Source organism: Candidatus Zixiibacteriota bacterium, assembly GCA_020853795.1.
Taxonomy (GTDB): Bacteria; Zixibacteria; MSB-5A5; order CAIYYT01; family CAIYYT01; genus JADJGC01.
On sequence record JADYYF010000077.1, the window covers coordinates 19,160 to 32,423 of the forward strand.

Annotated in this window: 9 protein-coding genes; 3 read left to right on the plus strand and 6 right to left on the minus strand. The window is 59.3% G+C overall.

Features of this window, described 5'->3' with window-relative positions; genetic code table 11:
* Positions 1-186 precede the first annotated feature (186 nt).
* Positions 187-879 (minus strand): peroxiredoxin, encoded by a 693-nt coding sequence (locus IT585_06050; protein ID MCC6962795.1) that lies wholly within the window; start codon positions 877-879, stop codon positions 187-189.
* Positions 880-1,055: 176 nt separating this feature from the next.
* Here IT585_06050 and IT585_06055 point away from each other — a divergent pair, with 176 nt between their 5' ends.
* Positions 1,056-2,045, plus strand: a complete 990-nt coding sequence (locus tag IT585_06055; protein MCC6962796.1) for a DUF1028 domain-containing protein — start codon at positions 1,056-1,058, stop codon at positions 2,043-2,045.
* 7 nt (positions 2,046-2,052) lie between these two features.
* On the opposite strand, the gene IT585_06060 is transcribed toward IT585_06055, so the two are convergent.
* The 5 genes from IT585_06060 to IT585_06080 form a co-directional block, all read right to left on the minus strand.
* The gene (locus tag IT585_06060) at positions 2,053-3,978 is read right to left on the minus strand and encodes a DUF3857 domain-containing protein (protein ID MCC6962797.1); all 1,926 of its coding nucleotides are present in this window, start codon (positions 3,976-3,978) and stop codon (positions 2,053-2,055) included.
* A gap of 4 nt (positions 3,979-3,982) precedes the next feature.
* Positions 3,983-5,935 carry a DUF3857 domain-containing protein gene (locus tag IT585_06065; GenBank protein MCC6962798.1) on the minus strand — a complete coding sequence of 651 codons (1,953 nt, stop codon included), beginning with the start codon at positions 5,933-5,935 and terminating at the stop codon, positions 3,983-3,985.
* 177 nt (positions 5,936-6,112) lie between these two features.
* Positions 6,113-6,295, minus strand: coding sequence for a hypothetical protein (locus IT585_06070; protein MCC6962799.1), 183 nt, complete (start codon positions 6,293-6,295; stop codon positions 6,113-6,115).
* Positions 6,296-6,599: 304 nt separating this feature from the next.
* Positions 6,600-7,577, minus strand: a complete 978-nt coding sequence (locus IT585_06075; protein ID MCC6962800.1) for a hypothetical protein — start codon at positions 7,575-7,577, stop codon at positions 6,600-6,602.
* Between the two features lie 108 nt (positions 7,578-7,685).
* Positions 7,686-7,925 (minus strand): hypothetical protein, encoded by a 240-nt coding sequence (locus IT585_06080; protein ID MCC6962801.1) that lies wholly within the window; start codon positions 7,923-7,925, stop codon positions 7,686-7,688.
* A gap of 617 nt (positions 7,926-8,542) precedes the next feature.
* On the opposite strand from IT585_06080, the gene porU reads away from it, so the two are divergent.
* On the plus strand, positions 8,543-12,403 hold the full coding sequence (gene porU / locus IT585_06085) for a type IX secretion system sortase PorU (GenBank protein ID MCC6962802.1): 3,861 nt from the start codon (positions 8,543-8,545) through the stop codon (positions 12,401-12,403).
* Between the two features lie 34 nt (positions 12,404-12,437).
* On the plus strand, positions 12,438-13,264 hold an 827-nt coding region (locus IT585_06090), incomplete at its 3' end, for a hypothetical protein (protein MCC6962803.1).

Below are 13,264 nucleotides of genomic sequence, written 5' to 3' on the forward strand. Positions count from 1 at the left end.
CGACGTCCATGTCTCCGCGCATAATATAGCCTACATCCGCCGATTTTAGCAACCGGCAAAATTTGAACAACCAAGAGTCGGCAGGGTTCCCGATTCCTGCGGGGGTGAGAGAGCCAGAAAGAAAAACGAGGACGGCCCGATCCGGCGCCGTCCTCGACAGGGGTCTTTGAAAGTGGTCGGCTGGGACTATGGTTTCCAGTGTTCCCAGACGTGTCCGACCAGCTCGGGGCCGGGACGCAGCGTCGGCTGACCGGGAGTCCAGCCGGCGGGTGTCACCTCACCAGTGTTGCGAACGTGCTGGAACGCTTGCACCTGGCGGATGAACTCATCGATGTTGCGTCCGACCGGCGGGGTCATGATTTCCGCGGCCTGGATGACGAAATCGGGATCGATGAGGAAACGGCCGCGGATGTTGACGCCGCTGGCTTCGTCATAGACGCCGTACACCTGTCCGATGGAGCCGCCGGGGTCGGTGGCCATGGGGTACGGGAAGCCGCCGGGGATCATCCGGGAGAGTTCAGTTTCCTGCCAGATCTTGTGAGTGAAGCGGCTGTCGACACTGATCGACATGACGTGGACGCCGAGTTTATTGAGTTGATCTTTGCGGGCGGCAACTGCCGCCAATTCGGTTGGTCAGACGAAGGTGAAATCGCCGGGGTAGAAGCAGACGACGATCCATTTGCCCTTATGACTGGACAGCTTGATGTTTTCGAAGCCGCCGTTGACGAAGGCGGTGGCCTCAAAATCGGGCGCGGGCGAGCCCACGCGCGCCAGCGGACGCGGCGGAGAAGACATTGGCGTCATAGTGGTCTCCTTGATCGGGGATTCGAGGATGGGACCGCGCGCCGGTTGTGCGCACTTGTCTTTCGGTTTATCCATAGCGAAACCTCCGAGATTTCCTGTCGCAACAGGAAGGGTAATAGACTTCACTGGCAAAGATACAGTCACGAAGTGAACGCGGTCAAGGAAGATCGAGAAAAACGGCAACGAATATTCCGGTTGCGCGGGACGAAAGACGCGAGCAACTTGCAGACGATCTTAACCAGGAGGAGACTATGGCAAGGACGTGTGCGAACGCGATCGTGGTGTTCGTCTTGATGACGGCAGCGGCGGTCGCGGAGACGGCGCCGGTGCAGCCGTTGCATCCGGTGACGACGTATTCGATCGTGGCGTATGACAGTGCCACGGGGCAATTCGGCGCGGCGGTGCAGTCACACTATTTCAAAGTGGCGGATGTGATCTGGGTGGAGCCGAATGTCGGCGCGGTGGCGACGCAATCGCTGGTGGATTTCAATTATGGGCCGCTCGGCTTAACGCTGCTGCGCTACGGCAAGACGGCGGCGCAGACGCTGGGCGGGTTGCTCGTGACCGACCCACAGCATCAGGTGCGGCAGGTGGCGATTGTCGATCGCAATGGGAATGTCGCGACGCATACGGGCGATAAGTGCATCCCGTATGCCGGGCACTACAGCGGGCATCACTACAGCGTGCAGGCGAATTTGATGCGGGATTCAACGGTGTGGGGTGCGATGGCGAAGGCGTTCGAAACGACCAGGGGCGATCTGGCGGAACGGATGATGGCGGCGCTGGAAGCGGCGGAAGGCGAAGGGGGCGATATTCGGGGCAAACAGTCGGCGGCGATGGTGGTCGTGACGGGCAAGCCGACGGGATTACCGTGGAAGGATCGGCTGGTGGATTTGCGGGTGGACGATTCGCCCGAGCCGCTCACGGAGTTGCGACGGCTGCTGAATATTGACCGCGCTTATGACCACATGGACAAGGGGGACGAATACATCGCGGTCAACGACATCGCCGCGGCGAACCGGGAGTATGCGCTGGCAGCGGAGCTGGCGCCGGGGAATCCGGAGATTGTCTTCTGGCACGCCGTAACGCTGGTGGAGGCGGGCAAGGTCGACGACGCGCTGCCGTTGTTCAAGCAGGTGTTTGCCCAGGATGCGGCGTGGCGCGTGTTGGTGCCACGGCTGGTGAAGAGCGATTTGCTGCCGGATGATCCGAAGTTGATCGAGCGCATCGTGGCGCAGTAGGGCGTTTTCAGCGGGCGCGCTCGAAGACGATATTCCTGGCGGTGAAATCGGCGCACGCCTTCTGATGACCGAGAAATTCGCCGAAGTCTTCCGGGCGGATCAGTGGCGCGGCGAGCGAGTGGCGCCGGACGAGCGCGATCCGGTCGCCGGCCTGGGAGGCGGACAGGCTGAGTGTCCCGAAACGCGAGGCGACCGAATCGATCGGCGGTAGTTGAATCGCCTGCCAATCCTCCGGAAAGGCGATGTTAAAGCTGTCGAGCGACGTTGCGGCATAGCCGAAGTCGAGTGGTTGCGCGCGCTTGGTGGTGTCGGGTCGCTCGGCTCCGATGATCGAGGGGACGGCGTCGGGGTCGAGGTGAACGCGATTGTCGAGAACGATGCCGGCGCGGCGGAGATTCCCGGAGACGCGGCACACAAAGCGAGACAGCGTGGAATCATAGCGGTCGAAGGTGCATTCGAGGTCTTTCAGGGGCGCGGGAATCAGTTTCTGGCGGCGCAGGTACTCGCCGAACTCCTCGGCGGTCAGGTTATGCGCGGCGTATTTCAAGGTGTGGCTGAGATTGCCGACGGCTTCCAGGTCAATCGCCAGCAGCGCGGAGAGGTCGGGGTTGAGCATCATGCGAATGCGTCGCAACACCAGATTATCCGCGGCTTCAGACTCCGGCAGACGGACGAGGCGGCCGGAGTCGGGATCGATGATCAGTCCATAGGTGCCCTCATCCGCTTCCGGCAAGTCGCCGAGGGCACAGACATTGCAGGTGGGGTCGACCCAGGTAGTATCAGCGCCAATCGTGTAGAGGAGAATGGCGTGGTTGAAATTGGAAAGGGTGGGAAAGCCGGGGTCGATGTGCCCCTCGTCCCGTGTGCGCAGGAGCACCAGGTGGGCGCTGACTCCAAGTTCGTTCAGAAGCGCGGCATAAAGGGTGGAAAGATCTTTACAGTCACCGTAACGGTTCTTGTAGGTAGCGCCGGCGGCATGGGGTTGCCAGCCACCAATGCCGATGTTGATCGAGACGTAGCGCTGGCGCGACATCAAGTGTTCGTGCAGGGTGTTCAAGTCGGACGCAACGGCTGACCACCGCGCGGCTGCAGCTTTGGATTCAGAGTCGAGGGCGAAGGCGGAAGCGGCAATGGCATCGTAACTGGCGGCGAGTGACGCCCAACTCTCGCCGTCGATGACGAATCGCTTAAGGCGGGTCTGCCGGGGAGCGAATTCGACGCGCAGTTGTGATTCGAAGGCGGGCGGTGCGAGCGGTTCAGCCTTGAAGGCGGCGACGCTGTCGAGCGACCAGGTGCAGGTGCGCCACTTGCCGTCGGGGTCAACCGTAACCGTCGGTTCCGGCAGCGCGCCGACGGGGCGGTAGCGAAACTCGGTTGCGGCCGGGACGATCACGGTATAGACGCTGCGGGCGACAGGCACAGACTTCTGGGGCAGCCAGTCGTGCCAGAAGAACAGCGAGGACAGTTTCAATTCGTAGGTGTAGTCGATAGTAAAGGGATAGTTGCCGGCGCTGAGGGTTGTCGCCAAGAAGCAGATGTCGTCATACAACGAGAAGGAGGCGCCGAAACCGCAGGTGCGGACCAGGTCTTTGCGCTTGCGCTCGAGGATGACCGCGCCGTCGGTGGACCGGACACGGCCGGCAAAATCAGCGACTTTGACGAAATCGTTTTCGTAGAGGTCGATGGCGCAGCGCTCGAGGCCGCCTTCACGCAGGATACGAATCTGCGCGTGATAGAAATATTTCGCTGTGCCATCGGAAGCGAGGAGGATGCGGCTGTCTTCCGATTCAACGATGGCCGCGGCTTTGAGGGTATCGAAGGCAGAAACGGCATTCGTGGCCGCAAGGGTAACTTGCCCGGGAGGGATGACAGCGGCGCACCAGCAAAGCGCCAGTGCCGTCAGGACGACTTTCAAAGGGTAACGCTTGATCATGGCGTCAGTCCGCCGCACCAATGGCCAGCACGCACTGATCGGAGCCCGCTTGCGCGATCTTCTCGTAGGTCTCGCGCAGGGCGGCGTACTCGGAGGGGGCGAACAGGCTTTTTTCAACGATCAGTTGCGTCATGATCCGCGCCTGATTACCGGCCTGAAGAACCATACGGGAGTAGCCTAAACCCCGCACAGTGGCGGTCAAGTTTTGCGGCACGGACTTGAGTGTGAGTGAATCGCCGGGGACAATCTCGACGGATTCGGTAACAGTAAACGGGTAAGCGAAGTCCACCGGGAAGAAGCGATACTTCTTCTTGAAGGGGTTGGACTTGAGGGCGAACAAGAGCGGTGCGGTGACGAGGTTGTTGTCAACCAGATCGCTGTGATTCGTGAGGCGGAAGACCATGTCGATGCCGACGCTGTCGGCGCCGGGAATTTCGAGAAAGGAGTAATCGAGGAGTTCGAACGAGGGCTGATCGTCTTCAAGCAGAGTTTCCTTGACGTCGTCGGCCTCGGGTTGGGCAACCAGCAGTTTCTTGTAGGCGCTGAGCAGATGGCCGACGATAGTGACATGCGTGGAGCAAATGGCGCTGCCGTCGGCCACGAGTGACATTCTGGTTGAGCTGTGGAATCCGCTGGTGCGGCTGGGAGGCTTAATGGGAACCGGCTGCGATTTCTTGCCGGCCAGAACCAAGCCGCCGCTGACGAGAGATTCGGGCGGCAGGTACGGAAATGGCACCCAGCGCTCGCTGCAATCGAGGACGTTGGACTGCGCGCCGACGGTCACGAGGCAGATCAGGTGGTTGAACTGATTGAGGTCGTGCACGTCGCTGTTGAAGAGTGCGTACGAGCGAGTACCGATCAGCACCGGGTTGGCGATGATGCCGGCATCGCGCAGCATTTGGATCAAGAGCAGGTTCTTGCCAGTGGCGGAACCACGACGGTCGGCCAGAGTCTTTTCGATAGCCTGGGGCGAGAGCACATATTCGTCTTCGATATCGACAGTCAAGATTTCGAGGCGGACAAAGTCGTACAGCGCCTTGATCTTTGCGACCGGATCGGTGAGGGTATCGGTCAGCGCCAGCGCCTGCTCTTTGACGCCTTTGTCATGATTGATGGCCGACTCCAAATACTGCTTCTCGACAAGCTCCGCCAGACTGGGCCAGTCCTCGATGAAAGTGATATTGTTGAATTCATCTTTGAAGCTGACGAGCTGGAAGAACAAGGCGGCACGGTAGCTGTTGACGGCCGCCATGTAGGGTTCCGATTCGACCGGGAAGATGTTGGTCAGCCGCCAGGTGAACTTGATCGGCATTTCGCCGCGGTTGTCAAGTTCCTCGCGCACCGGTTCGCGCAGTTCGATCGGTACGTTATGCGTCACCGCCGTGTAGTTGAGACCGCGGTGAATCAGGGCGGCGAATTCCGACTCATAGGCAAACAGCCGTCCCTGGAAGTACCAGGGTTCAAGAAAGCCGAAGTCACTGCTGACGACGCTGTACTTGTACTCGACGATACAGCCGTCCTCCACGGCGGGGAAGGTAAAGGTGAAGTACTCGAGGCGCTTGCCGACTTTCTTGGTGAACGTATCCTTCTTGTCGAGTTTGATCTTGCGGCCGTCAGGAAGGTAAGTCACGGCCTCAAAGCCGCGAAAACTCTCATGCCGATAGAGCGGTATTTCGATGGCAATGGCTTCGGCGGCGCCGGCCTTGTTGAGGACACGGGCGCGGACGTGACGTCGGAAAGTCGTGACGTTGCCTTCGTAAGGTTGTTCAACCTCAAGCGATCCGACATCGAAGATGACGACGGCAGCGGCCTCGGGAAAGCTGGCCGGGGCGCCAATCGCCCAGTCGGCCGCGGTCATCTTGCCCCACTGATGTTTGTCTTCAGCCGATGTCGTTGCCAACGCAGCCAAAGCGAGAGAGGCCGCGACGCCGATGGACAGGCGCAAGTTGTTCAACATAATCCCTCTTTTGGCAAGCGCGACTGAAACGTCCTGCAGTCATAATGCCTGACGACAAGAAACGCCGCGCGCCTCCAGTTAATGGTTGCAGCAGTTCTCGAGGAACATGGTTAACAAAGTCGTGATTGTCAATCACAGTGGATCCGCCCGGGGACTGAGTTGTTGGTGCGACGAGTTTCATTCCGAGGTCATTCCAAAGGAGCCGGAGGTTTTGGCTTTCTGCGCGACCGTTGTACGAAAAGAGACGAAGTTGTCAAACTGCTTCGTATCGAGGATGCTCTGCGGGCGCGCCAGATTACAGGTGATGATGAGCTGGCTGGCGACGAGTAGACTTGTGGGCCAGTCGGGAGTCTTCGGCATGTGCGGCCTCCTTAGCGGATCAAGGGACGCCGGACGCCTTCGGTCAGTTGACATCAGCGAAAGCGACCGTTGCCTCCAATTTGGTCACCAGGAATGAGGATGGTCAAAAAGGTCGTTGTTGTCAAGAAGATTTGAACACTCCGCTATCGCCGGTGTCTGCGAGGCTTCGTGATGATCGGCGCAAGAGTTGTGGTGTGAAGAGCAGCCATTACCGGCACGAGGAGAAGCAGGGAAACAACACGAGCGCCGCCGGCAGAGGGCTGCGGCGGCGCATTCGAAGGCCAGTGTTAGTCGCTCAGACGGCTCAGCGGATGACTTCCACCCCACGCGCTTGCAGTGCGGGGATTTGCACGTCGATGGCGTTGTCGGAGAGCGGGCAGCCACTGACGTAGAGGGTGTCGGTGGCGCTGAAGTCGGGGTTGGCCAGGAGCGGCCCGAGGTCGGTGACCGGACAATTGTTGAGCCAGAGGATGTGAAGACGGTCAGTGGTGATCAAGGGAGTCAGATCGCTGATTGGGTTGTTTTGCAGACTTAGCCCGGTGATATGATGCAGATTGGTCAGCGGCGCGATGCTGGCGATGTCATTGTTGCCGGCCTGGAGATAGAGAATGCCGTAGAGTTCCGCGAGCGGCGAGAGGTCGACGATCTCGTTGCCGTTGATGAAGGCGGCGTAGAGTGCCGTGCAATATTCCAGGCCGCTGAGTGATTCAATACCGCGCCAGTTGGCATCGAGGAAAGTGAAACTCAGCAAGTCCGAGCGATGAATATCGCCAATAGAAAGTTGGATGGCGGTGCGGACGACGTGTTCCAGGGCCGTATCAGGAAAATCGACGACGACATCCGTGAAGCAGGTAGCGGGGCCGGCGCATGAGAAGTACGCGCAGTTGTTGCCCTCATCACACGGCATGAGCGCAAAGTAATAAGTGGAGTCCTTGTCGAGACCGACCACTTCAAAGAGCTCGGCGGAGCCGGCAACTTTGGGTTTCGGCACATTCAGAACCGGGATCGCTTCGTCCCACAGGTCAACGGTAATCCATTCGTCGAAGACACGCAGATCGTATTTGGCGGCGGTGCCGGAATTGGAGTCATCGCCGGTGGCGGTCCAGGCGAGCATTACCGAGCTGTCGGATACGCCGGCGATGCGGAAATCGAGGATGTTGTACGGGGTGTTGCCGTCATCACCATCGTCATCGTCATCCGTGCCTCCACCCGAGCAGGACCAGAGGGCCAGAGCGGCGAGAACCAGAACTGTAATGCTGTAAAGCCACGAGCGCAGAGACATATTGTACCTCCCCTAAGAATGAGTGGGTTCATCGAGAATATACTCCGCGTTTGCGGGTCGCGCCAGTAGTTTCACGGCGGCCGCAGAAAAAGGAGGCGGGCGCCGAGGTTAGCGCAGCAGATACTTGGCGAGTGCCAGTGCGAAATGGGCCGCGAGACAGAACCCTCCCGCCAGTGCAAATCTGAAGCCGCACGGACCGTAAAGGGCGCGCAGCCGGGATGTCTTGACGGCGCCAAACGGAGGAGCTTGTTCGCCCTTGTCGGTCCGGTATTTGAGGGACGCAAACAAGCAGAGGAAGGCGCCGACCAAAGTCAGAAACTGGAGAGTTGTGATGACGTCGCGAAACATACTAAACCCTTTCTCTCGATGTTGAGTTCGCAAAGCAGCGTCAGGAGGCGCGGTCGGAGTCGTCGCGGCGTCCCATCCGGCCAAAGACGAATCCGAAGAAGAACCCGAGCCCCAGGATGAAGACGACGACGATCAAGCGAATCACGGCGATCAAATTGCGAGTGTGCGAGGAGGAGCACAAGCAGAATCGTCGACGGATTGAATGATCGACCGCCGGCGGCGAAGTGACATACAAAGTGCAGGCCGCTGCAGACCAGCAGAGGGGAAATCGCTCTGCCAGAATCAGTGCATCGAGAGCGCAGAAATGGGGAACCTGGGTAAGTTGAAGCGGTTAAAATATTTGACACAATTGCTATCGTGATTATCAATCGACATGGTCTTCGGCAGGAAAATTGCACGAGGACGTTGACAAAGCGGCGGGTTTTTTGTTTATTCTTTGCAGGCGTTTCAGTTAGCGAAAGGAAACTGCGAGGTTTTATCGACCGATAGGTAATGAAGCGATTCCCGAATAACGGGAGTCAGATCATCACGAACCGGCATGGTTGCCAGCAATTTTTCGATTGCATTGCGGCGGCGGGCCGGTATACTCGAAAGTTCGAGATAGGTCGATTTAGCCGATGACATTTTCCTGTCGTTTCACCGCTCTGATTTTCTGCGCACTTCTTTCCCTCTACAGTAGCAGCGAAGCAAAGGAGGCCAAAGTTGCGGTCTTCCGCAGCAGCGCTCAAGGCCTAAGTCTGCGCTTGACCGCCGACGGGCAGGTAGATGCGACCGCTACGGGAGTGAGTCAGGCCACGGCGGCGGAGAGGACCTGGATCGAGGCCGCTGACGGCAGCGCGCAGGAGGCCTATGTCATCTGCTTCTACTCCCCGAATCGAAATCTCGCAAGCTTGGTCTCAGCGAAACTCACCGTTGGCGACAAAGCGTTACGCTCGGTAGGGAATTCGGTTGTCGAGAATGTGGCGGAGGTGTCCGTCGTTGCGCCAGTACTGATCCGCGGACGCTGGGTCGGCAAGGTTGTGGTTCCGGTCGAAGCGCAGCGCGGCGGCACGTACTACGAGGTGACGGCGGCGGAGATCGAGTTGGTGTTCAGCGGCGAGCCAGAACTGCGTGAGGAGAGATCGGCAGGCCCGCTGGACCGGTTGTTGGATGAGTTAGCCGTGAACGCCGAACAGGCGGCGGCATGGACGCAGCCGCTGCGAAAGAGCGTCGGCGCGGCAGTGTATAATCCGTTCGCGCTGAGCGGATCGTGGGTGCGAATCGCCGTAACCGAGAGCGGCTTGTACAAGATCACGCGCAGTGATCTGACGAACGCAGGAGTGAGTATGAGCGGGGTCGACCCGCGGACACTGCGGTTGTTTCATGCCGGCGGCAAGCCGCTGCCGGTGCCGAATGCAACGCCGCGCGATTCACTCACGGAGGTTGCGATCGTGGTGGCAGGCGAAGCGGACGGCAACTTTGGGAATGACGACTACGTGATGTTTTACGGCAACGGCGGCGATTTCTGGGAGTCGCAGGCGGGGCCGGCGTATGTGCAGCATCCGTACAGCGATCGCAATGTGTATTACCTGGCGATTGGAGGCACTTTCCCCGAACCGGCAAGACGCATGGGAACGGTGTCCGGGGATCGCAATGATGTAATCGACACGGTAAGCCGGACGATCGACTACCTGCATTTCGAAGAAGAGGCGCAGTTTTCGCAGTCGGGGGATGATGTTTTTGATTACTACAACTGGTATTGGGGGCTGGCGGGCGATCTGACGCTTTTTGTCAACTTGCCGCAACCGGCGCCGCAGTCGGTGAATCGATTCAGGATTAAGACGACGCGACAGACGTTCAACTTGAAGCTGAATAATTTTGACATCCCGCGTGATTCGAGTGTCGGGTTGGTGCACTTCTACACGAGCAACCGGCTCACGAATGGGCTGAATCAATTCAGTATCGATTACGCCTTCAACGACGGCTACACGGACTACCTGGAAGTCGAGTTAGAGCGTGACTTGAACCTGCCGGCGTCGGGGCAACTGCTGTTCTTCGGCCGGCGCGACGGGAACGCGCATGCGTACCGGATTGCGGGAAGTTTCCAGACACCGATCGTGGTTGATGTCGCGGATGCCCAGGCGCCGGTTGTGATAGTGCCGGTGCAGGTAGACGGCAGCCACTTGTTTATCGATCACGGCGCGAGCATGGAAGTACAGCCGGTATTGGCGGTCAGCAACCTGGCGGCGCTGAAGACGCCGTTTGCGGTCGTGGCGACGCAGGTTGACGATCTTCGGGCAGAGAGCAACCAGGCGGATTATATCATCATCACGCACGACAATTTCTATGCGAATGCCGTCAATTACGCGGCTTACCGGCAACTGCGCGACGGTTTGCGGACGCGCGTGGTGCGGATTTCTGATGTCTACGCGCAGTTCGCGGGCGGCCGGGTTGATCCGGTAGCGATTCGGGATTTTCTGCGCTACACGCACGAGCATTGGAGCGGTGCGCGGCCATCATACTGTCTGTTAGCGGGGGATGGCGTGTATGATTTCCGCAACAATCTTGGCACCGGCGGCGTGAACTACGTCCCGCCGTATATCGTGGCCGGCGACGAGACGGTCTCGGATGAGAATTTTGTCTACCTGGACTCACTGTATGATCTGGATGCCGACGATTCGTATCCGAGCGATCGCGGGGTGGACATGGTGATCGCGCGCTGGGCGGTCAAGACGGCGGCGGAATTTGAGACGGTGGCGGCGAAGATCAAGGCATATGACGAGGCTGCCGATGCCGGCAACTGGCGGAACATTATCACGTTGATTGCCGACGACGAGAAGCACCCGCAGTCGACTCTGCCGGAAGTGTTTCACACGCAGGATACCGAGGTGCTGGCGGGGACGATCATTCCGCCGGGATTCGTTTTGGACAAGATATACGGGATTGCCTACCCACTCGGTGCGGCTTCGGAGAAACCGGAGATGCGGGAGGCGATCATCCGCGCGATCAATGCCGGTCGGCTGATTGTCAATTACACCGGCCATGGGAATCCCAATCTCTGGGCCGATGAGCGAATCTTCCGGCGGGTGCAGGACATTCCGCGGCTGAACAATGCCGCACGGTTGCCGCTGATTTTCAACGCCTCCTGTTCGATCGGATTCTTTGACAATCCGCAGTCGGAGGGGATGGCCGAGGATTTACTGCGGTATGCCAACGGCGGTGCGGTCGGGACGATTTCGGCGACGCGGCTGGTGTATTCGCGGCCGAATTTCGAATTCAACAAGGCCGGGATGACGCAGCTTCTGAGCGGCAAGAACTACACGATCGCCGAGGCGGTCTATGTGACCAAGCTGCTGCGGCAGGGAGTGGCCGGAGTGGGCGACAACGACCGGAAGTATATTTACATGGGCGATCCGCTGTCGCGGCTGGCGCTGGCGCCGAACCAAATCGATTTCGTTACGTTCGCCCCGGATTCGCTGGTAGCGCTGACGGTGACCGATCTGGCGGGCGAAATCGAGGACCAGGACGGCATCAAGCAGAGCGATTTCGACGGCGAGGCGACGATCAGCGTGTTTGACAACCAGCGGACGCGGACATTTGTGATTCCGCCGTTTACGGTATCGTACGCGGAGTACGGCCCGGAGATCTATCGCGGGCGCGTGGCGGTGCGGGACGGCGACTTCAATCTCAAGTTTGTCGTGCCGAAGGATATCAGTTACGGCGGTCGGGAAGCGCGGATCAGCGGCTATGCGGCCTCGGCCACCAGCGGCGCCGCCGGGGTGATTTATCCGATTGCGATCGGCAGTATCAACAAGGAGACCGTCGACTCGACCGGTCCGACGGTGAGCGTGTATTTCGCCGGCAATCCGCAATTGTCGAACGGGGCGACCCTCAAGCAGAACTCGGAAGTGACCGTGGAGTTGTACGATTCGCTGGGGATCAATCTGACCGGCGAGATCGGGCATGGAATCGAACTGACGATCGACGAACGACCGGAATTCGCATTCGCTGTGACCGACAGCTTCACCTACGATCCCGACAGTCACCAGCGCGGCCGGGCGACGATGGTGCTGCCGGTTTTGGCGGACGGGCCGCACCAATTGCAGGTCAAGGCGTGGGACTCGGCGAATAACTCGAGCCTGGCGACGGTTGATTTTAACGTTAATGCCGCCGCCGGCATCGAGATAACCGATCTTTTGTGCTATCCGAATCCCGTGGCCGAGGCGTGCGAATTCAGCTACAGCTTGTCGGCGGACGCCGACCATGTCATTTTGAAACTGTTTACCTTGTCGGGGCTGGAAATCTGGTCAAAAACGGGCTTGCCGGCGAGCCGCGGCGCGCACCAGGGAATTGCCTGGGACGGGCGGGATGCCGACGGGGACCGGCCGGCTAACGGGGTGTATCTGTTTCAGTTATCGGCTCGAGCGGCAAGTGCCGGGGCATCCGGTGACGATAATAGTAAAGCGGTTGCCACCGGCAAGCTGGTGGTCCTGAAGTAGAAGAATGTTTGCTTGCGATATGAAGGAGAGTGGAATGAGAAAATACTTGCTGATCATCTTGCTGATCGGATCATCGTTGCTGTTCGGGACGCGGACGTCGTACGCCCAGATCAGCGACGCTGCGGTGCTGTTTCTGCGTATTGCGCCGAACGCCCGCAGCGCCGGGATGGGTGAGGCGTTTGTGGCGATTGCCGACGACGCCTCGTCGACGCATTGGAATCCCGCCGGACTCGGCGAGTATCCGTTGGCGCATGCCTGGTACCAGTTCAGTCTGGGCGACGATTCGCGGCTGAAGGAACTGGCGCAGCAGGCGTTTGACGGCAAGTTGACGCCGGAGTTTTACGAGAAGATCCAGGGGTGGCAGGTGAAGGGGAACGCGATCAGCCGCCTCAACGGTGAGGAGTGGGTTGAATATGAGACGATCAGCATCGATCCGAACCGCACGCTGCTGGCGAACTTATCGCGCCGGCTGGCCGCCGCCGACAAGGAGCGCTTCAAGCAGGCGGTACGCAAAATCTGTTTCGCCAATACCGGTGTATCGTTCGACGAGATCAACGGCATCCGCACCAGTCTGCTGAAGATCGGCGGCAAGGCGAGCGTCGATCGCATCAACGCGCTGGCGGAAAATCTGCTGATGTACTGGCAGGACTTGCGGTTGAATATTGAAGCGTTCAACACGTTGAAGCAGCGTGCTGCCGACGTGGCCGCCGACGTGCAATTGGCGGACGAGGAATTGACCGAAATCGAGTCGTTGGCGACGGCGTGCGAGACGCAAACGCGGCCGAGTGAAATTCAGGTTCCGTATGCGGTGCTCTTGAGTGTTTGGCGCGGGTGGAACGTGCCCTGGGAGCAGCGGATTCA